Annotated in this window: 27 protein-coding genes; 25 read left to right on the forward strand and 2 right to left on the reverse strand. The window is 40.0% G+C overall.

Annotation, left to right across the window (positions count from 1 at the left end):
* Nucleotides 1–17: 17 nt before the first annotated feature.
* Both proC and pepA read right to left on the reverse strand, forming a co-directional pair.
* Complete coding sequence (gene proC, locus GZ996_RS01000; protein ID WP_162011126.1) at nt 18–788, reverse strand: pyrroline-5-carboxylate reductase; 771 nt, start codon at nt 786–788, stop codon at nt 18–20.
* Nucleotides 785–1,855, reverse strand: a complete 1,071-nt coding sequence (gene pepA / locus GZ996_RS01005) for a glutamyl aminopeptidase (RefSeq protein ID WP_162011127.1) — start codon at nt 1,853–1,855, stop codon at nt 785–787. The genes proC and pepA overlap by 4 nt, the downstream gene beginning before the upstream one ends.
* Before the next feature lie 138 nt (nt 1,856–1,993).
* On the opposite strand from pepA, the gene GZ996_RS01010 reads away from it, so the two are divergent.
* From GZ996_RS01010 to GZ996_RS01130, 25 genes are all read left to right on the forward strand, one after another.
* The gene (locus tag GZ996_RS01010) at nt 1,994–2,287 is read left to right on the forward strand and encodes a DUF4651 domain-containing protein (RefSeq protein WP_156805926.1); all 294 of its coding nucleotides are present in this window, start codon (nt 1,994–1,996) and stop codon (nt 2,285–2,287) included.
* Complete coding sequence (locus tag GZ996_RS01015) at nt 2,284–2,598, forward strand: thioredoxin family protein (RefSeq protein ID WP_156805927.1); 315 nt, start codon at nt 2,284–2,286, stop codon at nt 2,596–2,598. Before GZ996_RS01010 ends, GZ996_RS01015 begins: the two co-directional genes overlap by 4 nt.
* 386 nt (nt 2,599–2,984) lie before the next feature.
* Nucleotides 2,985–3,611, forward strand: a complete 627-nt coding sequence (ytpR, locus tag GZ996_RS01020; RefSeq protein WP_162011128.1) for a YtpR family tRNA-binding protein — start codon at nt 2,985–2,987, stop codon at nt 3,609–3,611.
* A 97-nt stretch (nt 3,612–3,708) separates the two neighbouring features.
* Nucleotides 3,709–4,086: a ribonuclease P protein component gene (gene rnpA / locus GZ996_RS01025; RefSeq protein ID WP_162011129.1), complete on the forward strand. Its 378-nt coding sequence runs from the start codon at nt 3,709–3,711 to the stop codon at nt 4,084–4,086.
* Nucleotides 4,087–4,107: 21 nt separating this feature from the next.
* Nucleotides 4,108–4,947 carry a membrane protein insertase YidC gene (locus GZ996_RS01030; protein WP_269747723.1) on the forward strand — a complete coding sequence of 280 codons (840 nt, stop codon included), beginning with the start codon at nt 4,108–4,110 and terminating at the stop codon, nt 4,945–4,947.
* Between the two features lie 9 nt (nt 4,948–4,956).
* On the forward strand, nt 4,957–5,976 hold the full coding sequence (jag, locus tag GZ996_RS01035; protein ID WP_156805931.1) for an RNA-binding cell elongation regulator Jag/EloR: 1,020 nt from the start codon (nt 4,957–4,959) through the stop codon (nt 5,974–5,976).
* A 115-nt stretch (nt 5,977–6,091) separates the two neighbouring features.
* Nucleotides 6,092–8,398, forward strand: coding sequence for a penicillin-binding protein PBP2A (pbp2a, locus tag GZ996_RS01040; RefSeq protein ID WP_162011130.1), 2,307 nt, complete (start codon nt 6,092–6,094; stop codon nt 8,396–8,398).
* A gap of 48 nt (nt 8,399–8,446) precedes the next feature.
* Nucleotides 8,447–8,599, forward strand: coding sequence for a 50S ribosomal protein L33 (gene rpmG / locus GZ996_RS01045; RefSeq protein WP_156805933.1), 153 nt, complete (start codon nt 8,447–8,449; stop codon nt 8,597–8,599).
* 135 nt (nt 8,600–8,734) lie between these two features.
* On the forward strand, nt 8,735–8,908 hold the full coding sequence (gene secE, locus GZ996_RS01050; protein WP_202913572.1) for a preprotein translocase subunit SecE: 174 nt from the start codon (nt 8,735–8,737) through the stop codon (nt 8,906–8,908).
* A gap of 168 nt (nt 8,909–9,076) precedes the next feature.
* Nucleotides 9,077–9,616: a transcription termination/antitermination protein NusG gene (gene nusG, locus GZ996_RS01055; protein WP_121835513.1), complete on the forward strand. Its 540-nt coding sequence runs from the start codon at nt 9,077–9,079 to the stop codon at nt 9,614–9,616.
* Between the two features lie 559 nt (nt 9,617–10,175).
* A complete protein-coding gene (locus GZ996_RS01060) occupies nt 10,176–11,633 on the forward strand; it encodes an aminotransferase class I/II-fold pyridoxal phosphate-dependent enzyme (RefSeq protein WP_156805935.1) in 1,458 nt (485 codons plus the stop codon).
* Complete coding sequence (gene speE, locus GZ996_RS01065; protein WP_162011131.1) at nt 11,634–12,494, forward strand: polyamine aminopropyltransferase; 861 nt, start codon at nt 11,634–11,636, stop codon at nt 12,492–12,494.
* Nucleotides 12,491–13,750, forward strand: a complete 1,260-nt coding sequence (locus tag GZ996_RS01070; RefSeq protein WP_162011132.1) for a saccharopine dehydrogenase family protein — start codon at nt 12,491–12,493, stop codon at nt 13,748–13,750. The genes speE and GZ996_RS01070 overlap by 4 nt, the downstream gene beginning before the upstream one ends.
* On the forward strand, nt 13,750–14,877 hold the full coding sequence (nspC, locus tag GZ996_RS01075) for a carboxynorspermidine decarboxylase (RefSeq protein ID WP_162011133.1): 1,128 nt from the start codon (nt 13,750–13,752) through the stop codon (nt 14,875–14,877). Before GZ996_RS01070 ends, nspC begins: the two co-directional genes overlap by 1 nt.
* Nucleotides 14,877–15,959, forward strand: a complete 1,083-nt coding sequence (aguA, locus tag GZ996_RS01080; RefSeq protein WP_162011134.1) for an agmatine deiminase — start codon at nt 14,877–14,879, stop codon at nt 15,957–15,959. Before nspC ends, aguA begins: the two co-directional genes overlap by 1 nt.
* A 13-nt stretch (nt 15,960–15,972) precedes the next feature.
* Nucleotides 15,973–16,851 (forward strand): N-carbamoylputrescine amidase, encoded by an 879-nt coding sequence (gene aguB, locus GZ996_RS01085; protein WP_162011160.1) that lies wholly within the window; start codon nt 15,973–15,975, stop codon nt 16,849–16,851.
* 304 nt (nt 16,852–17,155) lie between these two features.
* Complete coding sequence (locus tag GZ996_RS01090; RefSeq protein ID WP_162011135.1) at nt 17,156–18,001, forward strand: patatin-like phospholipase family protein; 846 nt, start codon at nt 17,156–17,158, stop codon at nt 17,999–18,001.
* A 108-nt stretch (nt 18,002–18,109) separates the two neighbouring features.
* On the forward strand, nt 18,110–19,168 hold the full coding sequence (locus tag GZ996_RS01095) for a 3-deoxy-7-phosphoheptulonate synthase (protein WP_161980406.1): 1,059 nt from the start codon (nt 18,110–18,112) through the stop codon (nt 19,166–19,168).
* A gap of 25 nt (nt 19,169–19,193) precedes the next feature.
* The gene (locus tag GZ996_RS01100) at nt 19,194–20,225 is read left to right on the forward strand and encodes a 3-deoxy-7-phosphoheptulonate synthase (protein ID WP_161979560.1); all 1,032 of its coding nucleotides are present in this window, start codon (nt 19,194–19,196) and stop codon (nt 20,223–20,225) included.
* 59 nt (nt 20,226–20,284) lie between these two features.
* Nucleotides 20,285–20,656: a holo-ACP synthase gene (gene acpS / locus GZ996_RS01105; protein WP_161980405.1), complete on the forward strand. Its 372-nt coding sequence runs from the start codon at nt 20,285–20,287 to the stop codon at nt 20,654–20,656.
* A 108-nt stretch (nt 20,657–20,764) separates the two neighbouring features.
* Nucleotides 20,765–21,862 carry an alanine racemase gene (gene alr, locus GZ996_RS01110; protein WP_156805944.1) on the forward strand — a complete coding sequence of 366 codons (1,098 nt, stop codon included), beginning with the start codon at nt 20,765–20,767 and terminating at the stop codon, nt 21,860–21,862.
* A 107-nt stretch (nt 21,863–21,969) separates the two neighbouring features.
* Complete coding sequence (locus GZ996_RS01115; RefSeq protein WP_156805945.1) at nt 21,970–22,854, forward strand: MetQ/NlpA family ABC transporter substrate-binding protein; 885 nt, start codon at nt 21,970–21,972, stop codon at nt 22,852–22,854.
* 630 nt (nt 22,855–23,484) lie between these two features.
* Nucleotides 23,485–24,858: a M20/M25/M40 family metallo-hydrolase gene (locus GZ996_RS01120; RefSeq protein ID WP_161980402.1), complete on the forward strand. Its 1,374-nt coding sequence runs from the start codon at nt 23,485–23,487 to the stop codon at nt 24,856–24,858.
* Nucleotides 24,851–25,918: a methionine ABC transporter ATP-binding protein gene (locus GZ996_RS01125; RefSeq protein WP_161980401.1), complete on the forward strand. Its 1,068-nt coding sequence runs from the start codon at nt 24,851–24,853 to the stop codon at nt 25,916–25,918. The genes GZ996_RS01120 and GZ996_RS01125 overlap by 8 nt, the downstream gene beginning before the upstream one ends.
* Nucleotides 25,918–26,610 carry a methionine ABC transporter permease gene (locus GZ996_RS01130; protein WP_156805948.1) on the forward strand — a complete coding sequence of 231 codons (693 nt, stop codon included), beginning with the start codon at nt 25,918–25,920 and terminating at the stop codon, nt 26,608–26,610. Before GZ996_RS01125 ends, GZ996_RS01130 begins: the two co-directional genes overlap by 1 nt.
* The last annotated feature ends 13 nt before the right edge of the window (nt 26,611–26,623 follow it).

Raw genomic sequence — 26,623 nt, forward strand, 5'->3', positions numbered from 1 at the left:
TTGTAGACGTCAATGTTCTACAAGTTTTTTGCTTTTTCGATGGTTTTGTCAATAGCAGAGCTGGTAGCATGGGTCAGACCCAAACGTTCTAATTCCATCAGCCCAGCGATTGTTGTTCCGCCTGGGCTACAAATCTTGTCAATCAACTCATGAGGACTGTCTGGGCCAGACCAGATAGTCTGAGCTGTTGATTGAACTGTTTGAGCAACGATGTTCAGAGCTAACGATTTTGGGAAACCGTTTTTAACTCCTGCTTTCGCCAAAGCTTCAATAAATAAGGCGATGTAGGCAGGGCTAGACCCTGCCAAGGCTGTAAAGGTATCAAAATCTTTCTCTGCAATCTCAAAGGTAGTTCCAAAACTATTGCAGATTTCCTTAGTTAAATCAAGTAAATCTGGGGTTACTTTGTCATTAGTAGAGATGGCTGTGGTACTTGCAAGTAACTGAGCATTGATATTAGGCATGATACGAATGAGGGGAAGCTCTGGATTTGTTAATTGTCCCAAACGATCTAGTGTGATACCAGCTGCCATTGAGATGACAGGTTGTTTAAAGGTTAGTGGTGACAAGACAGCCTCAAAGAGCTGAGGTTTAATTCCTAAAATGATTAAGTCTGATTGATCAATCAAATCTTGGTGTGACTGGGCAAAAGAAACATTGAGCTGCTCTGCGATTTCTTGAGAACGTGCTAAAGAAGCACCCGAAATAATCAGGTCATGCTCAGTGGTCTTTAAGCCTGTGATAATCGCGCTAGCCATTTTGCCAACGCCAATGAATCCTATTCTCATTTGTAACCTCGGATAGTATCAACAGTTGAACGGTCAAGGCGTTTTACGATGGCTTGTAAGAAAGCTTGTGCTTCTAAGAAATCATCCATAGCATAGAGGGTTTGGTGGCTATGAATGTAACGGGCGCAGACACCGATGGTTGTTGATGGGACACCACCGTTTTTAAGGTGAGCAGCACCAGCATCAGTTCCTCCTTTACCGCAGTAATATTGGAATTTAACACCAGCTTCTTCAGCAGTTGTGAGCAAGAAGTCTTTCATGTCCTTGAGCATAATGTGACCTGGGTCATAGAAACGAAGAAGAGTGCCGTCACCGATTTTCCCTTGGTCCCCATAGATGTCCCCAGCAGGTGAGCAGTCAACTGCAAAGAAGAGCTCTGGATCAAATTTAGTCGTTGAAACATGAGCCCCACGAAGACCAACTTCTTCTTGCACGTTAGCGCCAGCGATAAGGGTATTTGGTAACTCTTGACCTTTTAAGTGTTCTAACAACTCTGTTACCATAAGGACACCGTAGCGGTTATCCCAGGCTTTAGAAATGATATTTTTCTTGTTAGCGGTTAAGATGGTCTCAGACTCTGGGATAATAATGTCTCCTGGGCGTACGCCAAAGCTTTCTGCCTCAGTTTTATCAGCAAAACCAGCATCAAAGATAATATCACTAACGCGAGGCATGCTAGGGGCGCCGCCATTGCCACGCATCAAGTGTGGTGGAACAGATCCAGAAATGACAGGAAGTCGGTCACCCTTTTGTGTGTGGAGAACAAAGCGCTGTGAGCTAACAACGAGTGGATTCCACCCACCGATTTCGACCACGCGGAAAGTCCCATCAGCCTTGATATCACTAATCATAAAGCCAACTTCATCCATGTGAGCAGCTACCATAATACGAGGGGCGTTTTCAGCTTGGTTATGTTTGATGCCGAAGATACCCCCTAGGCCATCTGTTTCGACTTCATCAACAAGTGGGGTGATTTTTTGGCGCATAAAGTTGCGGACATCGTGTTCAAAGCCAGCAACACCATGCAACTCAGTAACTTCTTTGATTTTTGAAAATAAATGATTCATTTCGGTCTCCTTAAACTGAATAGCTATGTTTTATTTTATCACTCTATGTTAACTTTGTCAGTTTTTTATCAAGGAAATGGATGACTTTTCTTTCTTCTTTTAAGACAAAAATACTTCTTTTGTGTTAAAATAAAGGTTATGAAGAAAAATCGATTTGCCTTCCTAGCAGGTATCTTAGGGCTAGGTGGTCTTGCAGCTGCTGGGGTAGTTGCTCGCCAAAAGCAGTTAGAGAAAGAGCGCCAGCAAATCCTTACGGAAGTGCGAGAATTTTTTGTGCCTTTTGGAACGATTTCGGTTGTTTATGTCAATGATTTTGAATCCATCAGACGTTTGGTGACTGGTGGTGTGGTATTTGAAGATGGTGTAACCTTTTATTTTAGTTATGACCATGGTGATATCAATTATCGCCTAGAGGAGGAGTTAGATAAATGATTATTCCTAAAACGATTGAAGAATTGGCAACTTTTGTTGAGGGAGCTGATAAAACAGTTTTCTTTTTCACGGCAGACTGGTGTCCAGATTGTCAATTTATTTACCCAGCTATGACAGAAATTGAGTCAAAATTCCCTGAGATGACCTTTGTTCGAGTGGATAGGGATGAGCATTTGGAACTCGCTCAGACTTGGAATATTTTTGGCATTCCAAGCTTTGTTGTGACACAGAATGGTGAAGAGCTAGGTCGTTTGGTTAATAAACTGAGAAAAAGTAAAGAAGAAATTATCAGTTTTTTAGAAAAACTCTAAAAATGTGTTCGGACGGCAGATACTTTCATTTAGCTAATAGACTAGGTATGGAAATTTCTCAATTTAAATCTAAACTTTTGATTATTAGAATGGTGACAAATAGTTCAAAGTTGTTTTCACCGTGTCGAAATATTCTATAAGGATGTTTTGGGTTGTGATTGCTTGGTAAAATATTTTTAGGGAATTTGCTTGTGTTTGATATTGCTCAATAAGTATTGTTTGATCACTCTGAATGGTTGATTTGAAAAAACGATGTAGACAAATTTGGTGAGAGCTTTTTGGCAATCTTGAGGTTTTGAATGAGTTTGCGAGTTGTTTAGTATAAGTCACTGGAAGAGATAAATAAAAAAGATTAAAAGAATAAAAATTATAGTTAAGGAAATATAATGATTTTTGCATATAACAAAGACCAAGTGGGAGATACTCTCCTTGTTATTTTACAGGATACCAAAGATATAAAACGTGATGTGGAACGTAGAGGTAAGGTAGCCCGTGTTTATGATTTAGCAAGTGGCAAAACGCTTGCTTGGAATATTTTTGAAGTATCAAGTTTGATTGCTATTGAAGGAAATGGTCAGGTTATCTTATCAGATGATGATGTTGCTATTTTAAATCAAGAACTTGCTAAAGAAGGCTTTACAGAAGAACTTGTTAATGATAAAGGCCCATTTTTTGTAGTTGGTCAAATTGTTGAGATGGTGGCACATCCAGATAGTGATCATCTAAACATTTGCCACGTTGAGGTAGCTTCTGATAAGACGGTCCAAATCGTGGCAGGTGCCCCTAATGCGGCTATCGGATTAAAAACTATAGTTGCCTTGCCTGGTGCTATGATGCCTAGCGGCAGCCTTATTTTCCCAGGGAAACTTCGTGGTGAAGATAGTTATGGCATGATGTGTAGTCCTGGTGAGCTTGCTTTGCCCAACGCCCCACAAGTGCGTGGAATCATTGAATTAGACGATTCAGCGGTAATTGGTGAACCGCTAGACGTCAAAAAGCATTGGAAAGCCTAAAAACAGTTAAAAATCCGCGAAAAACCTCTATTCTAGGGGTTTTAGCTTTTTCTGAAATATGATATAATGGAAAAAATGTAGAACTTGGAGTCTTATCGTGAAAAAAAGCTATCGCGTCAAGCGTGAGAAAGACTTTAAGCTAGTTTTTCAAAAGGGTACAAGCGTAGCTAATCGAAAATTTGTAGTTTATAGTCTTCCAAAGGACCAACCTCACTTTAGAGTAGGTCTCTCAGTCAGTAAGAAATTGGGCAATGCGGTAGTCAGAAATCGTGTGAAACGTCGGCTCCGCCATTTGGTCAAAGATCTATCGCCTCACCTTGTGACGACAGACTTTGTTATTATTGCTCGTAAGGGAGTAGAAAGCCTTACTTATCAAGAAATGAAAAGTAATTTAATTCATGTCTTAAAGTTGGGGAAACTTTATAGTGAGGAAGAGGGGTTCACTTCTTCCAAAATATTTGTAGATAAAGTGTGATTTTCTACGTTTTATGCGGTTATCAGGAAGGAATTAAGGGTGAACAAAAAACTAAAAGTAAGTGGACTTTTTTTATTTGGTGGTTTGGTGCTGTCAGCCTGTGGTCGTGCACAAGCAATGACGCCAATTACGGCAGAAAGCACAGGTTTTTGGGCTAAATTAGTGTATCTTTTTGCACAAGCTATTGATGGATTGTCGTTTGGAAATGTTGGTATTGGGATTGTTCTCTTCACACTCTTGATTCGAACGATATTACTTCCTCTTTATAATATGCAAATCAAATCAAGTCGTAAGATGCAGGATTTGCAACCTAAGCTACGAGAATTACAAAAACAATATCCTAATAAAGATACTGAGAGCCGTTTAGCTTTGACAGAAGCTACCAATGCTCTGTATAAAAAAGAAGGTGTCAATCCTTATACAAGCATGTGGCCGATTCTAATTCAGCTACCTGTCATGATCGCTCTTTACCAAGCCTTGCTACGTGTTGATTTTCTTAAAGAAGGATCATTCCTTTGGTTTAAACTGGCACAACCAGATCCATTCTTTATTCTTCCGATATTAGCAGCTGGATTTACTTTCCTATCGACTTGGTTGACTAACAAGGGGGCACGTGAAAAAAATATTGCATTAACGCTTATGTCTGTTGTAGCTCCGTTAATGATTTTAATGGTTTCTTTTAACATTGCAAGTGGGGTGTCCTTGTATTGGACAGTGTCAAATGCTTATCAAGTGGTTCAGACTTTAATTTTTAACAACCCGTTCAAACTTATTGCAGAGCGGGAGCAATTGGCGCAAGCCGAAAAAGAAAAAGAAGCAAGGATACGTCGCGCTAAAAAGAAAGCACAGCGACGCAAATAAGGAGAAATTATGGCTATTTTTACAGGAAAAACGGTAGAGGATGCTATTGAAGCTGGGTTACGTGAACTTGGCTTACCACGTATGAAGGCACATATCCGTGTCGTTTCACGAGAGAAAAAAGGCTTTCTTGGTTTTTGGAAAAAGCCTGCGCAGGTTGAAATTGAAAATATTGATGAAAAAACTGCACATAAGGCAGATCAAAAGGCTGTTAAGGGAGTTCCAGACAATATTAACCAACAAAATGCTCCTGTGACAACTAGTCTTGAAGACACCATTGAACTGAGTAAGGTAACAACTCTTATCAAGGAAATGGAGGCCCGTGGTGAACTTGAGGTTGATCAAGAGGTCAAAGAGCAATTTTTGAATAACAAAAAATCTCCGCAAACTATTTTGGAAGAAACCGGACATTTTGAAGTTCTCAAAGAATTACAAAATAACGAGCCAAATGAAGAGATTGAACCTAAATCTAAATTCGACTCAGAAGAAAAACAAGAGTCAGCGAAAGAAGATGACTTCCAAGTCTTTGTGTCAAGTGAATTTAGTCAAAATGAATCAGAAGAATTTCCTTCAGAAGATATTGAGGTTGCCGCAAAGGAAGTGGCAACTTACATTGAAAAAATCATTTATGAAATGGACGTAGAAGCAACGCTTGATGTTAGTACTAACCGCCGTCAAATCACCATTCAGATTGAAACACCTGAAGCTGGTCGTGTGATTGGCTACCACGGAAAAGTTCTTAAATCACTGCAATTATTAGCTCAAAATTTCTTGCACGATCGTTATTCACGCTATTTTTCAGTAGTTCTCAATGTTCATGATTATGTTGAACATCGTACAGAAATTGTGATTGACTTTACCAAAAAAATGGCGAAGCGTGTCTTGGAAACTGGACATGATTATGTGATGGATCCAATGAGTAATAGCGAACGCAAAATTGTGCATAAAACTGTTGGAAAGATTGAAGGGGTTGAAAGCTATTCTGAAGGTGATGACCCTAATCGCTATGTTGTGATTAGTAAACTTCGTTAAATATATAGTGTTAAGCCAGTTGATTCTGGCTTTTTTGCTACGTCTGAAGAATGATTTTTCAACCCTAAATTAATCCGTTAAGACAGGAATAAAATAGCTGTGGTATAATACCAGTATGACATTTTTAGAATTATTGAAGAAAAAATTCTTTCCAACCCAGTATCGAAAAGAACAGCAAGAGTTTGTTGATAATATAAGTTCTGATGAGAGTGACCTTTGCGTTACGGTAGAAGAAAAACGAGTGGATGTCTCTAGACAAGAAGAATACATTTCACGGTATCAGCGTAGCCGCAATCATCATCAGAAAGAAGAAAAGAGACCTGAAATTTTAAAAAAAGCTGATAAATTAAAGCTAAATCCTAAAAATCCTCTCCGTCAGTTTTGGCGTCGTTACCATTTAGGTAAGCTTGTCTTGATTGTTACGACAGGATGCGTTTTGCTAGTCAGTGGCTATCTCTTTTATTTAGCTAAGACTGCAAAGGTTTCTGATTTGCAAGAAGCCTTGAAGGCAACAACTGTTATTTATGACCGTAATGATGAGTATGCAGGATCTTTGACTGGACAAAAAGGAACTTACGTTGAACTAGATGCGATTTCCGATGATTTGGAACATGCGGTGCTAGCAACTGAGGATAGGACCTTTTATGAAAATAAAGGCATAAATTTTAAACGTACGATTTTAGCAGTGCTGACGCTTGGGAAATCAGGCGGAGGTTCCACAATCACACAACAACTGGCTAAAAATGCTTACCTAACACAGGATCAGACCATTAAACGTAAGGCACGCGAGTTTTTTCTTGCTTTGGAATTGACTAAGAAATATAAAAAAGAAGATATCTTAACCATGTATCTTAATAATGCCTATTTCGGTAACGGGATATGGGGTGTTGAGGATGCAAGCCAAAAATATTTTGGTACAAGTGCGGCAAATCTAGCATTAGATGAAGCGGCTACACTTGCAGGTATGCTAAAAGGTCCAGAGATTTATAATCCCTATTACTCTATTGAGAATGCGACTAATCGTCGGGACACAGTCTTGCAAGGAATGGTAGAGGCTGGGTATATTAGCCAAGAAAGTGCCAATGAAGCGACGACTATTGGTATGGGAAATCGTCTGGCAGATACTTATTCAGGAAAGATGAACGACTATAAATACCCTTCGTATTTTGATGCTGTTATCAGCGAAGCCATCGATACGTATGGATTGAGTGAAAAAGATATTTTAAATAACGGATATAAGATTTATACAGAACTGGATCAAAATTATCAAACTGGAATGCAAAATACCCTGGATGATGATAACTTTATTTATGTTGCTGCTGATGGTGAACCCTCACAGGCTGCTAGTGTGGCACTTGATCCCAAAACGGGAGGAGTTAGAGGGTTAGTTGGGCGTTCTAATAGTACTGAAAATACTCATTTTAGAAGTTTTAACTATGCGACTCAGGGACGTCGTAGTCCAGCTTCGGCAATTAAACCCTTACTAGTGTATGCTCCGGCAATAGCTTCTGGTTGGAGTATTGATGAACCTTTACCAAATACTAAGCGTGATTTTAATGGCTATGCCCCATCTAATTATGGTGGAATTGAAACAGAAGATTTACCTATGTATCAAGCTTTGGCCAATTCATACAATATTCCAGCTGTGTACACCTTAGATCAGATTGGTGTGTCAAAGTCTCTCTCTTATGGCAAAAAATTAGGGTTGAAAATGGAGGGAGTTCCAGAAGAATTAGGAATAGCTCTAGGATCTAGTGTGACAGTAAGTCCGCTAGAAATGGCTCAGGCTTACGCTACTTTTGCCAATGAAGGTGTGATGAATAAGGCACATCTTATTACTCGGATTGAGACGGCTAGCGGTGACAAAGTCAAGGCTTACACCCCTTCTGCTAAACGCGTATTTAGTAAAACTGTTGCTGATAAAATGACAAGTATGATGCTGGGAACATTTACTAATGGTACAGCAACTGCAGCTAATGTTTATGGTTATACGATGGCTGGAAAAACTGGAACAAATGAAGCAAGCTTCAATCCAGATGTTATCAGCGATCAATGGGTTATTGGCTACACACCTGATGTGGTGATTTCTCAGTGGATTGGTTACGATCAGACGGATGAAGGGCACTATATTGTTGATCCTTATAGCAATGCGTCAGCTCTTTTTAGTACCGTTGCTAGCACAGTTTTGCCCTACACTCCTGGGACTGATTTTACGGCAAAAAATGCTTACGTTGCTAATGGGATTGAGGCTGTGTATGATGTCGCGGCGCAGGAAAACCAAGATGAATCACGTAGTATCATTGACGACCTAAGGGATTCTGCTGCTAAGGCTAAAGAAGACTTAGAAAAAGCCTTACAGGATACGTCACTTCAAGAGAATGCTGAAAATATTTGGAATAGCATCGTTGACTATTTTAGATAAGTTGCAAAGACCTTGTTAACGTGGTATAATGACAATTACGGAGGCAGTATGGCACAGAAAAAAGCAAGTTTAGCGTGTGTAGATTGTGGCAGTCGCAACTACTCAATCTCAGTTAGTAGTAATCCCAAGCCGACACGCTTAGAAGTTAAGAAGTTTTGTAAACATTGCAAAGGGTATTCGCTGCACAAAGAAACCCGCTAAAACTTGGTGAAAATAAAAGTAATGTTGGACTGTTCTATACCTACTGAGACTGTCTATTGTTGATTTTCATTAAGTGTTACATTCAGCATGGATTGAAGATTCGTGTATTTTAAATGAGGAGTATAGATATAAATTATGTTTGTCAAAGGAATTTTTCAAGTTTTAAAAGATACAACTTGGCCAACTCGCAAGCAACGTTGGTATGATTTTATCTCAGTTCTTGAATATACCGCATTTTTCACTTTGATTATTTTCTTATTTGACCGTTTGATTTCAGGTGGTCTCTTAAGTTTATTTGATAAATTTTAAAAAAGTCTTTTAAATAAGCAGATGTTAGGGCTCATTTGGTCAAAAGTATGGTATAATCTTACTAAGACCAAAAGCCGCACCATCGGCTTTTTTATATCGTCTTTTCGTTTATTTGGTTAGCTATTTTCAATTTAAAAAGCTAAACTAACAAGTAAAAAGGAGCATAAAATGTTAGATTCATTTGATAAGGGCTGGTTTGTCCTTCAAACTTATTCAGGTTACGAAAACAAGGTAAAAGAGAACCTTTTGCAACGCGCTCAAACTTACGATATGTTGGATAATATCCTACAGGTTATTATTCCGACACAAACCGTTAGTTTTGAGAAAAATGGAACGACAAAAGAGGTTGAAGAAAACCGCTTCCCAGGTTACGTCTTGGTTGAAATGGTAATGACAGATGAAGCTTGGTTTGTTGTTCGTAACACACCAAACGTTACTGGTTTCGTGGGATCGCACGGTAACCGTTCAAAACCGACACCACTGTTGGAAGAAGAAATTCGTGCTATTCTCATTTCAATGGGACAAAAAGTGGATATTATTGATACTAATATTAAAGCCGGTGATGTGGTTCAAATCATTGATGGTGCCTTCATGGGACAAGAAGGTCGTGTGGTTGAAATTGATGGCAATAAAGTGAAATTGATGCTCAGCATGTTTGGTACAGAGACACAGGCAGAAGTGGAACTTTACCAAATTGCTGAATTGTAAGGATATTTGTCTATTATAGCGAAAGTGGTTGAGAATAGTCTCAATCTCTTTTTTTTATTCGTAAATGACGAACAAATTTAAAAAAAGATAAAAATGATAAAAACTTATTGACGGTTTCTTAAGATTCTGTTAGAATACTTTTTGTCTAGAATAAGTATCCAAAAGATGTTTCTAGCAAATATACCCCGAGTAAAAAATGCCTACGGACAGGCAGGGGAATGCCGAAGCGGGAATAGTACAGTAGTGTTCTGCTCCCATTATTGATTGGGTTAGAAACCCAAATTTTACAGTTGATGTTAGGAAATATTTCCTAATTCATATTTATTTTAGTGTGGTGAAAGCACACGTCATCTTGTGAAACGGTCAATAAAGTACGTCATATTTGCACTTGAGAGTAGGAAACATCTAGCCCCAGACACTCATAAAGAAGAAATCAAAACGTGAACAAAAAACGATTGTAGAGCAGGAGTATACCCTGCTCTTTTTGTTTGACAAGAGACAGAAGAATAGGTTGGAAAGGTATTTTCAACCGTGAGAAGATGGTAGGAATGGAGAGACAGTGACAAGAAAAAATCAGCACCATGCCCCCATTTATGATGGGCTGGTGAATTTACGCAAGAAACGCATAGTTCCCTTTGATGTGCCTGGGCACAAACGTGGTCGAGGTAATCCAGAATTAGTGGAGCTCTTAGGCGAAAAATGTGTTGGGATTGATGTCAATTCCATGAAACCCTTGGATAATTTAGGGCACCCAGTGTCAATTATCCGAGAGGCTGAAGAGTTGACGGCGGATGCTTTTGGCGCAGCGCATGCCTTCTTGATGATTGGTGGGACAACCTCATCGGTCCAGGCGATGATTTTAGCGACATGTAAGGCTGGAGATAAGATTATCCTACCACGAAATGTGCACAAGTCTGCGATCAATGCCTTGGTTCTTTGTGGTGCGATTCCGATTTACATTGAGATGAGCGTTAACCCTCAAATTGGAATTGCTCTTGGCTTGGAAAATGACCGAGTGGCACAGGCTATCAAGGAACACCCAGATGCTAAGGCGGTATTAATCAATAATCCAACCTACTATGGCATTTGTTCAGACTTGAAAGGTCTGACAGAGATGGCCCATGCAGCAGGAATGAAAGTGTTGGTTGATGAGGCGCATGGAGCACATTTGCATTTTACAGAGAAGTTGCCGATTTCTGGAATGGATGCTGGCGCTGATATGGCAGCAGTATCTATGCACAAATCAGGCGGTAGCCTAACACAGAGCTCGATTCTTCTGCTTGGACCGGACATGAATGCAGAATATGTCCGTCAGATTATTAACTTAACGCAATCCACATCAGCATCTTACTTGCTCATGTCTAGTCTTGATATCTCACGTCGAAATCTGGCCCTTCGTGGCAAAGAGTCCTTTGAAAAAGTTATTGAAATGTCGGAGTATGCTCGTCGTGAAATTAATGCCATTGGTGGTTACTATGCTTACTCGAAAGAGTTGATTGACGGGGTATCAGTCTATGACTTTGATGTGACTAAGTTGTCCATTTACACACAAGGAATTGGCTTGACTGGTATTGAGGTTTATGACCTCTTGCGTGATGAGTATGATATTCAGATTGAGTTTGGAGATATTGGGAATATCCTAGCCTACATTTCGATTGGAGACCGTATTCAGGATATTGAACGTTTGGTCGGTGCTTTAGCAGATATTAAACGCCTCTATTCACGAGATGGCAAGGACTTGATTACTGGAGAGTATATTCAGCCAGAGGTGGTTATGTCACCTCAAAAAGCTTTCTATGCTAGCCGAGAGAGTGTTAGCCTCAAAGAGGCTATTGGTTCTGTCTGTGGCGAATTTGTCATGTGCTACCCACCAGGGATTCCTATTTTAGCTCCGGGTGAGCGAGTGACACAGGACTTGGTTGATTACATTCAATTTGCTAAGGACAGAGGCTGCTCGCTTCAGGGAACAGAAGATCCAGATGTTAATGTCATCAATATTATCAAGGAGGACTACTAGATGGATATGTGGTTTTCAGAGGTTCACACACCTGATGTGAAATTGTCGCTTCGTACTGCGCAGCAGTTATACTCAGGAAAAAGTGAGTGGCAAGATATTGCGGTATTAGAAACACCTGCTTTTGGGAAGATTTTAGTTTTGAATGGTCATGTCCTTTTCTCGGATGCAGATGACTTTGTTTACAATGAGATGGTTGTTCATGTACCTATGGCAGTGCATCCTAAACCTAAGAAAGTCCTTGTCTTAGGCGGTGGGGACGGTGGTGTGGCGCAGGTTTTGACCATGTACCCAGAGTTGGAGCAGATTGATATTGTAGAACCAGATGAGATGTTGGTTGAGGTCTGTCGCCAGTATTTCCCTGATTTTGCACAGGGCTTGGATGATCCTCGGGTGAATATTTACCACCAAGATGGTCTGCGTTTTTTGAGAAATTGCGAAGCAGAATACGATATTATCATCAACGATGCCACAGATCCATTTGGGCACACAGAAGGACTGTTTACAAAAGAATTTTATGGCAATAGCTACCGCGCTCTGAAAGAAGATGGGATTATGATTTATCAGCATGGAAGTCCCTTCTTTGATGAGGATGAATCGGCTTGTCGTAGCATGCACCGCAAGGCTACCCAGTCTTTCCCAATTAGCCGTGTTTACCAAGCTCATATTCCAACCAGTCCAGCTGGTTACTGGTTGTTTGGCTTTGCGTCTAAAAAATACCATCCTATTGAGGATTTCAAAAAAGACAAGTGGAAAGAGCGCCAGCTTTTTACCGAATATTACACCGCTAACTTACATATCGGGGCCTTTATGTTGCCAAAGTATGTTGAGGAAATTTTAGAAGAGGAAGAAGGAAGAAAATGAGTCGTTTATTAGTTATTGGATGTGGGGGCGTTGCCCAGGTTGCTATCTCAAAAATCTGTCAAGATAGCGAGACCTTTACAGAAATTATGATTGCTAGCCGTACCAAGTCAAAATGTGATGATTTGAAAGCTAAGTTAGAAGGTAAAACCACTACTAAAATTGAAACAGCTGCTCTTGACGCTGATAATGTTGAAGAAGTGATTGCCCTTATCAACAGCTACAAACCAGAAGCAGTCTTGAACGTTGCTTTACCTTACCAAGATTTGACCATCATGGATGCTTGCTTGGCAACTGGAGTGCATTACATTGACACAGCTAACTATGAAGCTGAAAATACGGAAGACCCAGAATGGCGTGCCATTTATGAGAAACGTTGTGAGGAACTTGGTTTCACAGCTTACTTTGACTACTCATGGCAATGGGCTTACCAAGAAAAATTCAAAGAAGCAGGTTTAACAGCTCTACTTGGTTCTGGATTTGACCCAGGTGTGACGAGTGTCTTCTCAGCCTATGCTTTGAAGCACTACTTTGATGAAATTCACTATATCGACATCTTAGATTGTAACGGTGGTGATCACGGCTATCCATTTGCGACAAACTTTAACCCTGAAATTAACCTTCGTGAAGTATCAGCACCAGGTTCTTACTGGGAAGACGGTAAGTGGGTAGAAGTTGAAGCTATGTCAATTAAACGTGAATACGACTTCCCAGAAGTTGGTCAAAAAGACATGTACCTTCTTCACCACGAAGAAATCGAATCTTTGGCTAAAAACATTCCAGGTGTGAAACGCATTCGTTTCTTCATGACCTTTGGTCAAAGCTACCTTACTCACATGAAATGTTTGGAAAATGTTGGTTTGCTTCGTACCGATACCATCAATTTCCAAGGGCAAGAAATCGTGCCAATTCAATTCTTGAAAGCACTTTTGCCAGATCCTGCAAGTCTTGGCCCACGTACGGTTGGTAAGACAAATATCGGCTGTATCTTTACTGGTGTTAAAGATGGTGTTGAAAAAACTATCTATATTTACAATGTTTGTGATCACCAGGAATGTTATGCGGAAGTTGGTTCTCAAGCCATTTCTTACACAACTGGTGTTCCTGCCATGATTGGAACAAAACTAGTTATGGACGGAATTTGGAAACAGCCTGGTGTTTATAACTTGGAAGAATTGGATCCAGACCCATTCATGGAAGCCTTGAATAAATATGGCCTTCCATGGGTAGTGGTTGAAAATCCTCAATTGGTGGACTAATGAGATTGGAACAAGTCCCAACGCCTTCATATGTCATTGATGAAGGGCAGTTGGAAAAGAATTTACAGATTTTAGCGCGTGTTCAGGAGGAAGCAGGCTGTAAAGTTTTATTGGCTCAGAAGGCTTACTCCCTTTATGCGACTTACCCCTTGATTAGCCGTTACCTTTCTGGGACAACAGCCAGTGGGCTCTACGAAGCACGTTTAGGACGTGAAGAATTTCCTGGAGAAGTTCACGTTTTTGCGCCAGCTTTTAAGGACAGTGAGATTGATGAGGTTTTAGAAATCTCAGACCACATCGTTTTTAACTCAGAGCGCCAGTTGCGTAAGCATAGTGATAAATGCAGAGCAGCTAACGTTAGCGTCGGTCTGCGTATCAATCCAGAATGTTCGACACAGGGTGACCATGCCATTTACGATCCTTGTGCCTACGGATCACGCTTTGGGGTGACCATTGCAAACTTTAACCCAGAGGTGATGGATTTGGTGGATGGTCTGCATTTCCATACCCTTTGTGAGCAAAATTCGGATGATTTGGCGACGACCTTGGCAGCTGTTGAAGAAGAATTTGGTCAGTATTTGCATCAGATTAAGTGGCTGAATTTTGGTGGTGGTCACCATGTCACACGTGAGGATTATAATGTCGATTTATTGATTTCTGAAATCAAACGAATTCAAGAAAAGTATGATGTGGACGTTTATATTGAACCAGGAGAAGCTATTGCTCTCAATGCTGGTTATCTGGCGACAGAAGTCTTGGATATCGTTGAAAATGGAATCAATACCTTAGTTTTAGATACTTCTGCGACCTGTCACATGCCAGATGTCCTAGAAATGCCTTATCGCCCGCCACTTCGTGATAGTTTTGAAGCTAATGAAAAGTCATTTACTTATCGCTTGTCTTCAAATACTTGCTTGACAGGCGATATTATCGGTGATTATAGCTTTGAAAAGCCGGTCGAAATCGGCGACCGCCTTTACTTTGAGGATATGGCTATCTATTCCTTTGTGAAAAATAATACCTTCAATGGTATTGGGTTACCAAGTCTTTATCTCATGGATAAGAATGGAGATTGCCGTTTGGTCAAAGCCTTTGGCTACGAAGATTTCAAGGGGAGGTTATCTTAATGACGTCACCGAAACAATTAGGATATCGCATGCCTGCTGAGTATTATCCCCATCAGGGGACTCTAATGATTTGGCCAACAAGACCTGGTTCGTGGGCCTATGATGGCAAAGGGGCTAAAGAAGCCTTTACGCGTATCATGAAGGAAATTGCCAAGAGTGAAAAGGTGTACTTAGTTGTGGATGACGCTCATCGTGAGGAAACAAAATCCTATCTAGGAGATGAGATTACCTACCTTGATATTCCAAGTAATGATGCTTGGGCGCGTGATACGGGACCTACAATTGTTGCTAATGCTCAAGGTGAAAAACTAGCGCTTGATTGGGAATTTAATGCCTGGGGCGGTGATTTTGATGGACTCTATCGGGACTATGAGGAAGACAATTTGTTAGCGTCTGCTGTGGCTCATCATCTGAATATGCCTATTCATAATGCCAAACCTTTTGTGCTTGAAGGCGGAGCTATTCACACAGATGGGCAAGGAACCTTACTGGTAACAGAATCTTGCCTTCTCAGCCCAGGGCGCAATCCTGAATTATCTAAGGAAGAGATTGAAGAGCGCTTAAAAGAACTTTTAGGAATTGAAAAGGTTATCTGGTTACCATATGGCATTTACCAAGATGAGACCAATGAGCATGTGGATAATGTCGCAGCCTTTGTTGGCTCAGCCAAAGTTGTCCTTGCTTGGACAGATGATGAACATGATCCTCAATATGACATGTCATTAGCTAATCTTAAAGTCTTGGAGTCAGAAACAGATGCTAAGGGACGTCCGTTAACGGTTTATAAAATGCACATTCCTGATAAAACTCAAGTCATTGATGAACATGATTTGTTAGGTTATCAATTTGCTGAAGGGGAAGATGAACGGGAATTGGGAGAGCGTCTTGCAGCTAGCTATGTGAATTTTTACATTACCAATGACGCTGTCCTAGTTCCACAATTTAATGATCCTAAAGACAAGATGGCCTGTGAACTTTTACAAGAGTTGTTCCCTTATCGCCGAATTGTTGGAATTCCAGCACGAGATATCTTGCTAGGTGGGGGAAATATTCACTGTATCACCCAGCAAATTCCATTGTAGAGAAAGGAAAATGATGAGACATGTAACCGTTGCTGCCATTCAGATGCAGTGTCAGCTAGAAGTGGTTGAAAATATTAAAACAGCAGAGCGTTTGGTACGCCAAGCGGCTGAACAAGGGGCGCAGATTATTCTCCTACCAGAGCTTTTTGAACGTCCTTATTTCTGTCAAGAACGCCAGTATGAGTATTATCAATACGCGCAATCTGTAGAGGAAAATGCGGCTATTCTCCACTTCAGACCTATCGCAAAAGAGTTGCAGGTGGTTTTACCGATTAGTTTTTATGAGAAAGATGGCAATGTTCTGTATAATTCGATCGCTATTATTGATGCGACTGGTGAGGTGTTAGGAGTTTACCGTAAAACTCATATTCCAGATGATCATTATTACCAAGAGAAGTTTTACTTCACTCCAGGAAATACTGGTTTTAAGGTCTGGGATACACGATATGCTAAGATTGGGATTGGCATTTGTTGGGACCAATGGTTCCCAGAAACAGCGCGTTGCCTTGCCTTAAACGGTGCAGAATTGCTCTTTTACCCAACGGCTATTGGCTCTGAACCAATTTTGGATACAGACAGTAAGGGGCACTGGCAACGCACCATGCAAGGTCATGCCGCAGCCAATATTACACCTGTTATTTCAGCAAACCGCTTTGGTATCGAGCATGTGACGCCATCTGTGGAAAATGGCGGACAGGAATCAAGCTTGAATTTCTATGGTTCATCCTTTATGACAGATGAGACGGGAGTAATGGTGACCGTTGCTGATCGTGAAGGAGAAGCGGTGCTACTAGCAACCTACGACTTGGACAAAAGTGCTAATGAGCGTCTTAACTGGGGGCTTTTCCGTGACCGTCGTCCAGAAATGTATGGCAATATCAGCAATAAATGAGGTTGAGACAAAAATATCTCAACCTTCTCTTTTTTGATAGTAATAACAGATTGGCGCAGTGGTTGATTGGAGGTCTGTAACTGGACCCTTCTTTCATTTTCAAGTGTCCACCTAAAATAGTCCACTGGACTATTTTAGTACTAAGCAATCGTTAGCGGCCATCCTAATCAACTGTGCGGAGGGGGACAACAAAATCGAAATCGTCTTTTTTGACGATTTAACGATTTTTGTCCCACTCTCTTTTGCCCATTTTTTTGGAAATTTTGTTATAATAATCACCAAAACCATGACGGAGGGAACGAAGATGACAGTTGGATTGGTGCTAGAAGGTGGCGGTATGCGTGGGCTTTATACGGCTGGTGTTTTGGATGCGTTTTTAGATGCGGGAATTAAGGTAGATGGGGTTGTAGCTGTTTCTGCTGGTGCACTTTTTGGGGTAAATTTTCTTTCTCAGCAAAAAGGCAGGGCTCTTCGTTATAACAAACGCTTCATCAAAAATAAAAACTATATGGGATTTCGTTCTTGGGTGAAAACAGGCAATGTTGTTAATAAGGATATGGCTTATTATAAAATTCCTATGGAACTAGATAAATTTGACCAGAAAAGATTTGCTCAATCAGGGACTCCTTTTTATGTGGTTGCTACTGATATTGAAACAGGTAAACCAGATTATATTAAAATTGAGAATGTCTTTGAACAGATGGAAGCCCTTCGTGCTAGCTCTGCCTTGCCCCTAGCTAATGAAATTGTCACTTATAAAGGGAAACAGTATTTAGATGGTGGTCTTTCTGATTCGATTCCCATAGATTTTGCGAGAAGTCTAGGTTTTGACAAATTAATTGTGATTTTAACGCAGCCACTTGATTATCGAAAAAAGCCTTCTAGTGGGAGACTTTACAGACTTTTTTATAAAAAATATCCTAAATTTATAGCTGTGGCTTCGAAACGCTATCAGTATTACAATGCTCAGGTTGAGCAGGTTATCAAACTTGAACAAGAAGGACAAGCTTTTGTTGTTCGACCGAAAAACACTCTCAAAATTGGGCGTTTAGAGAAAAATCCTAATAAATTTGATGAGATCTATGGGAAAGGTTTTACTGATGGTCAAGGTCACATAGTGGCATTGCAAACTTATTTAGGGATGATATAAATATGATTATTATCTCTATTGACTAAATTTTCTGAAAAAACACCTTGGAAATGAAGCTTTCAAGTGGTATAATAGAAACAATTTTTATATTGAGTTAAAGGAAGTAGTATGTCATTTATACCAACGAGTGAAAAAATTAATATTGATGAAGTTCGTCAATTATCAAAATTGACAGGTGTAGCTTTAAGTCGAAAAAAGGCACGCGATGAAGAGCTTGCAGCGATTATGCGTGGGGAAGATGACCGTATCTTGTTAGTGATTGGTCCATGTTCGTCTGATAATGAAGAAGCGGTACTTGAGTATGCACATCGATTAGCTAAACTTCAAGAAGAAGTTAAAGACCATATTTTTATGGTGATGCGAGTTTACACAGCGAAACCACGCACCAATGGTGATGGTTACAAAGGTCTTATTCATCAACCAGATGCAGAAGGAGAGCCGAATCTTATTAACGGTATCAAGGCGGTTCGTAATCTTCACTATCGAGTGATTACGGAAACAGGGATGACAACAGCTGATGAGATGCTATATCCTGAAAATCTTCCCTTGGTTGATGACCTTGTTTCTTACATTGCAATTGGAGCACGCTCTGTAGAGGATCAGCAACATCGCTTTGTTGCTTCCGGTATTGATGTTCCAACAGGGATGAAAAATCCTACATCGGGTAATTTAAACATTATGTTTAATGGGATTTATGCAGCTCAAGCTAAGCAGAATTTCTTTTTTAACGGAGAAGAAGTTAAGACATCTGGAAATCCACTTGCCCATGTTATTTTGCGCGGTGCGACTAATGAATATGGTAAAAACATTCCAAACTACTACTATGATAATATCTTAGATACTATTGAGCAGTATAAAAAGATGCAGTTAGAAAATCCATTTATTATCGTTGATACCAACCATGATAATTCTGGAAAACAATATCTTGAACAGGTTCGTATTGTCCGCCAAACTCTCATTAATCGAGATTGGAATGAAACAATTCGTCGGTATGTTAGAGGGTTTATGATTGAATCTTACTTAGAAGATGGTCGTCAAGATAAGTCGGAGGTCTATGGAAAATCCATTACCGATCCATGCCTGGGTTGGGATAAAACAGAAGCCTTAGTCCGTGAGATTTATCAAACATCAAAAAGTCAGTCATTTAACGGTTATGAAAATGAATAGTTAAAAAGAAATAGGAGAAAAAGCTATGGGGATTCATCAAAAATCAGAAACCATTGACATCGCTCAAGTTAAAGAATTATCAAAATTAACGGGTGACTTTCTTCGCAAAAAAGAAAGTCGTGATCGAGAATTAGCAAATATTATTGCGGGAAAAGATGATCGTTTACTGCTGGTTATTGGTCCTTGCTCATCTGATAACGAAGAAGCTGTGCTTGATTATGCGAAACGTTTGTCAGCCCTTCAAGAGAAAGTCAAAGACAAAATCTTTATGGTGATGCGTGTTTACACGGCTAAACCACGCACCAATGGTGATGGCTATAAAGGCTTGATGCACCAGCCAGATACGTCAAAATTGCCAGATTTAATCAATGGTATTGCTGCTGTTCGTAATTTGCACTACCGTGTCATTACTGAGACAGGTTTGACAACAGCAGATGAGATGCTATACCCATCTAACTTCACCTTGGTTGATGATTTGGTGTCTTACCATGCGATTGGAGCACGTTCCGTAGAGGACCAAGAACACCGTTTTGTAGCATCTGGTATTGATGCCCCTGTAGGGATGAAAAATCCAACTTCAGGAAATCTTAATGTCATGTTTAACGGTATCTATGCTGCTCAAAATGCTCAAAACTTCATTTATCACAATGCCGAAGTGGACACAGACGGTAATCCATTGGCTCATGTTATCTTGCGTGGTGCGGTGAATGAGCACGGGGAAAATGTGCCTAACTACTACTATGATATTTTGCTCAAAACCATTGCACAATATGAGAAAATGGGCTTGGCAAATCCGTTTATCGTGATTGATACAAATCATGATAATTCAGGCAAACAATATTTAGAACAAATCCGTATTGTTCGTCAAACCCTTATCAACCGTGATTGGAATGAGAAGATTCGTCAGTATGTTCGTGGTTTCATGATTGAGTCTTACCTCGAAGATGGACGCCAAGACAGCCCAGAAATTTACGGTAAATCTATCACAGACCCATGCCTTGGTTGGGATAAAACAGAGGAACTTATCCAGGAAATCTATGCGACTTTGTCAAAGTAGTGGTATAATAGAAAGAAAGCTAGCTTAGGCTGGTTTTTCTTTTTGGAAAAGGAGAACCTATGATTTACGGACATGGGATTGATTTGCAGGATATTTCTGCTATTCAACGGGCTTATGATAAAAGGCAGAGCTTTGCCCATAAAATTCTTACAGAAAAAGAATTAGAGCTATTTCAGACGCTTAAAGCTCCTCGTACCTATGAATTTTTAGCGGGACGTTGGGCGGCAAAAGAGGCTTTTTCAAAAGCCTTGGGAACTGGGTTGGTTGGCTTATCTTTTCAAGATATTGAAATAATGAAAGACAGTAAGGGAGCACCGATTGTGACAGTCTCGCCTTTTGAGGGGAAAGTCCATTTATCTATCTCTCACAGTGGTTCTTTTGTTCAGGCTAGTGTCATTTTAGAAAGTATTGAGGAAAATGAAAGGAATTGAACCCGAACGGAAAGCTCGGAATTTAGATAAATCGCCTTGTGTGCAAGCACACTACGTTGATTTCCTAAAATTCTAATCGCTTTCTCGGCGTTCTTGGTATCTTATATTATGGTTACAAGTATTCATCGTCCAACTAAGGCGACTGTTGATTTATCAGCTATTACTAGCAATATTGAGACTATAAAAAGCCATCTACCAGAAAATACTCAGCATTTTGCGGTTGTTAAAGCAGATGCTTATGGACATGGAGCAGCTGAAGTTGCCAAACATATTAAGCACCAAGTTGATTATTTTTGTGTTTCAAACCTTGATGAAGGACTTGAATTGCGTCAAGCAGGGATTATCAAACCGATTTTGATTTTGGGTGTTATTATGCCAGAGGAATTACCAGTAACGATTTCACAAAAGATCACGGTCACGGTAGCTAGTTTGGAGTGGTTGGATTTTGCATGTTCCTATGATTTGACAGGACTAAAAGTCCACCTCAAATTGGATACAGGTATGGGGCGTATCGGTTTTCGAAACAGTTCTGATACTAAGCAAGCTCTGCATCGTTTAAGAGAACTAGGTGCTAATGTTGAAGGGGTTTTCACCCACTTTGCGACAGCTGATGAAGCTGATGACAGTTATTTTTTGGAGCAATTACAGAGCTTCAAAACGCATTTGTCTGAACTGGAGCAAGTTCCAGCCCTTGTTCATGCCGGTAACTCTGCGACCAGTCTCTGGCATCACGAAGGGATTTTTAATGCTGTGCGACTAGGGATTGCTATTTATGGACTTAACCCTAGTGGACAAGTTTTAGAATTACCTTATCCAATTAAACCAGCTCTGACACTTTCTTCGCAAATTATCCATGTCAAAAAACTTCCATCTCTGAAAACGATTGGTTATGGTGCCACTTATCAAACTAAGAGCGATGAGTATATCGCTACTGTTCCGATTGGTTATGCGGATGGTTGGACGCGTGATACTCAAAATTTCTATGTTCTAGTTGACGGAAACTATTGTCAAATTGTTGGCCGTATTTCCATGGACCAAATGACCATAAAATTACCAAAATCCTATCCTCTTGGAACAGAAGTTACTCTGATTGGTAAAAATGGTGATGAGGCTATCTCGGCAACTGACATTGCTCAGCATCGTGATACCATCAATTATGAAGTTCTTTGCCTTTTGAGCCAACGTGTGCCACGCCAATATTTGTAATGTTATAGTTTTTAACTATATAAAAACCTTATTTTTAACAATTTGAAATCTATAGCTTCCTGTGGCATAATGGGCATATCTTAAAAATTTAGAAGAGGTAATGAGATATGACATTTAAAAAAATTCTAGGATTAACAACAACTTTGGCAGCCGCAGTGCTTTTGGCAGCCTGTGCTCCATCGTCAGGCAAAGAAGATAAGGCAAGCGATAAGGGTGAAAAATTGACTGTTGGAGTTATGGCCTTTGATGATACGACAGAGCCACTTTGGGATGAAATTTCAGCTTTGGTTAAAAAAGAAGGAGTGACTTTAAACTTTGTACAGTTTACTGATTACACACAACCCAATACTGCTCTTAATAATGGTGAAGTAGATGTCAATGCTTTTCAACACTATGATTTCTTAAATAACTGGAATAAGGAAAATGATGGTGATTTAGTCGCAGCAGCGGATACCCTTCTTAGTCCAATCCATCTCTTCTCAGGAACTGAGGGTAGTAAGGCCAAGTATAAAGATGTCTCTGAATTACCAGAAGGTGCTGTGATTGCAGTACCAAATGATGCGACAAATGAAAGCCGTGCTCTCTATGTTCTTGAAAGTGCTGGTATCATTGATCTTGAAGTGCCTAAAGGCGAGATAGCAACGCTTGATAGTATTGTTAAAAACAGTAAGAATGTCAAGATTAAAGAAGTTGCAGCTGATCAACTTGCAGCCAACTTAGTATCTGTAGATGCAGCTATTATCAATAATGCTTTTGCTCAGTCTGCAGGTATTAACTATGAGACTTCTCTTTACAAAGAAGAAGTAAACGAAGGTTCTAAACAATGGGTTAACATTATCGCGGCTCAAAAAGATTGGGAAAAATCAGACAAGGCTGATGCTATTAAAAAATTGATCTCAGTTTACCAAACAGATGAGATTGCCAAAGTGCTTAATGAAACATCAAAAGGTATTGATATTCCAGCCTGGGAAGGTGCTCCAACATTTAACTAAATTGTCAATAAATATCAGCGTGTGAAAGCACGCTATATTTGTTTTATATGTGTAGTAGGCTTATGCTTAATCAAATTTATAGTGATTTATATTTAAAAACAGAAAAAATTACTTTTTGCTTCTTTCTTAGAAGTGCGGACGCAAGTAACCTCCTATGGAGTTTCATTGCTATTTTTTGAGCTTAGATCTCAAAAAATCCGTTCTTGTCAAGAGTAAACTCTTGATAAGAATACCGCTATAGCGAAAGAAACGTTTTAGCCTCACTTCGTTCGGTTGTCTATCAATGATATTAGAGGTTCTAAAATGCTAATTTTGATTTTGGGTGAATATCAGATTTAAAATAATTAATCATTTAATAATAAAAATAACGAAGCTACCAATGTATGGATACTTAGTAGTTGATTATGATTAAATTATCTGTAATTCCTAGTGCTTCCACTATAATGGAGTGAAAATATCCAGTGGACAGTTTCAGCCTGAGCTTAGAAATTAGAAAGCGCGGGATACTTTGGCTTTCCAAATAGCAGTGAAACTTCTCATGAGGTCACACTACATTAGGATAAGTGCTGATAAAAAAGATTATACTATAGACATCAACATCTAGCCACACAACAGGAAAGGAACGAAAAGATGATAGTTAGTAATGACCAATTGCAGTTGGAAAAATTTTACAATGATGCGACGGCACAGTACTATTTTGATAAATTAAAAGAATTAGTTGCCATTAAAAGTGTTTTTGCGCAAAATGTTGGTTTAGATGATGCTGCTCAATATTTAGTTACACTATTTGAAGAAGCAGGTGCAGATGTGGTTTTAGATGATAGTTTTGAGGCTCCTTTCGTGATGGCGACATTTGCTAGCCAAAAAGCGGATGCAAAGACACTTGTTTTCTACAATCACTATGATGTTCAGCCAGCAGATAGTGACCAAATTTGGACTGCTGCGCCTTTTACTTTGGATGTTCGTGATGGTTATATGTATGGGCGTGGAGTTGATGATGACAAGGGACATATTCTTGCACGTTTGACAGGCGTTCAAAAATATCGTAAAGTAGTGACTGAATTGCCAGTAAATATTATTTTCATCATTGAAGGTGCCGAAGAATCCGCATCGGTTGATTTGGAGAAGTATTTAGAAAAATACCAACCTGAATTATCAAAGGCAGAGCTTTTGGTTTGGGAGCAAGGGATTTTTAATGCTCAAGGTCAGATGGAACTTTCTGGTGGGACAAAGGGGATTGTCACCTTTGATGCAGTTGTTGAAAGTGCAGAGGTTGATATCCATTCAAAATTTGGCGGTGTGATTGATAGTAGTAGTTGGTATTTAATCAATGCCCTATCAAGTCTTCGTACGGCTGATGGACGTATTTTGGTGGACGGCATCTATGATGGTGTGACCCCTCCAACTGCTCGTGAGCTTGATTTAGTACATCAATTTGCCTACATTGAGTCAGAGGATTTACGTGACCTCTATGACTTAAAACTACCGTTTTTGACGGATGATAAAGCAGAGCTTCTGAAGCGTTTATTCTTTGAACCATCATTGACCATACAAGGACTAAGCACTGGTTATCAAGGGCAGGGCGTTAAAACGATTATTCCTTGTCAAGCCTCTGCTAAATTGGAAGTGCGTCTGGTGCCTGGTATGGAACCGCATGATGTATTGGTAAAAATTGAAAAGCAACTGCGAAAAAATGGTTTTGAACAGGTCAAATTGAGCTATACTTTGGGTGAAGAAGGCTACCGTAGTGACATGACTGCGCAAGCCATTTTAAATACCATCGACATTGCTAAAAAATTCTCTCCAAAGGGTGTCGCTGTTCTGCCAACAACAGCTGGAACAGGTCCGATGCACCAAGTTTTTGCAGCGCTTGAAGTACCGATTGTATCTTTTGGTCTAGGAAATCCAAATAGCCGAGACCACGGTGGAGATGAAAATGCAAAATTGGCAGATTATTACACCCATATTGAAATGATTGAGGAGTTAATAAAATCTTATGAGTAAACCCATTATTCAACTAGAACATATTGATATCACGTTTCACCAGAAAAAACGTGTGATTGAAGCGGTTAAGGATGTTTCTGTGACTATTGACAAGGGGCAGATTTATGGTATCGTTGGCTATTCAGGAGCGGGGAAATCAACATTAGTCCGTGTGATTAACCTTCTTCAGGTGCCGACAGCTGGTAAAATTACAGTGGCTGGTGATGTGACTTTTGCAGATAGCAAAGTGCAGTTAAGTCCAGCACAACTACGTTTTAAACGTCAAAAAATTGGGATGATTTTCCAGCATTTTAACTTGATGGCACAAAAAACAGCTCGTCAGAATGTTGCCTTTGCCTTGCGACATTCAGGACTATCCAAGGAAGAACGTTCAGCAAAGGTAGAAGAACTGTTAACCTTGGTGGGCTTGGCTGACCGTGCTGACAATTATCCTGCTCAGCTTTCTGGGGGACAAAAGCAGCGTGTAGCTATTGCGCGTGCCCTTGCTAATGATCCGGAAATTCTAATTTCTGACGAATCAACTTCAGCGTTGGATCCAAAGACAACTAAGCAAATTTTAGCCTTGTTGCAGGAACTTAATCGTAAATTGGGGCTCACCATTGTTATGATTACCCACGAAATGCAAATTGTTAAAGACATTTGTCACCGTGTTGCTGTCATGCAGGATGGTCACTTGATTGAGGAAGGTTCTGTTCTTGACATTTTCTCAAACCCTAAAGAAGCCTTAACTCAAGAATTTATCACAACGGCTACAGGTATTGATGAAGCTATGGTTAAGATTGAAAAGCAAGATATTGTCCAAGATATGGCGCCAAATAGCTTGCTTGCTCAACTTAATTATGCTGGACATGCAACAGATGAGCCTATCTTGAATGAGATTTACAAACGCTTTGAAGTAACAGCTAATATCCTTTATGGAAATATTGAAATTTTAGATGACACACCAGTTGGTGAGCTGATTGTTGTCTTGTCTGGAGAACCAGATTCATTAGCTGCGGCTGAAAATGCTATTGTAGAAGCTGGTGTTGGCTTGACTGTATTGAAAAGAGGTGCGAAATAATGATAAAGTGGATTGAAACGAATCTTCCTCATGTCTATAAAATTGGTTTGGCAGGTGAAAATGGCTGGTTAGCAGCTATTTACACCACGTTTTATATGACTTTTTGGGCATTTATTATTGGTGGGGGTCTTGGACTTTTAACGGGTCTCTTTCTCGTGTTGACAGCGCCGGGTGGTGTTCTTGAAAATAAAGTTGTTTTTCATGTGCTTGATAAGGTCACTTCCGTCTTTCGTGCGGTGCCATTTGTCATCTTATTGGCAGTTATTGTGCCAGTAACCTTGCTGTTGGTTGGTACAAGCCTTGGTCCAACGGCGGCTATTGTCCCGCTATCAGTGGCAACTTTTGCCTTCTTTACACGCCAAGTTCAAGTTGTTTTGGCTGAAGTTGATCGTGGGGTGATTGAGGCTGCGCAAGCATCAGGCGCGACAACCTTTGATATTATCCGTGTTTATCTAGGAGAAGGTTTGCCTGATTTGGTTCGTGTGTCAACGGTGACTTTGATTTCCTTGGTTGGTGAAACAGCAATGGCTGGCGCTATCGGTGGTGGCGGTCTAGGAAATGTTGCTATTGCATATGGTCACGGACGTTCTCACCATGATGTGATATGGGTAGCGACTTTACTCATTCTTTTGATTATTGTTACCATTCAGTTAACAGGAGATTTGCTGACACGCAAAATTAGTCATCGTTAATCATAAAAACGCT

The sequence above is a fragment of the Streptococcus sp. S784/96/1 genome (genome assembly GCF_902729355.1).
Classification (GTDB): Bacteria; Bacillota; Bacilli; order Lactobacillales; family Streptococcaceae; genus Streptococcus; species Streptococcus caledonicus.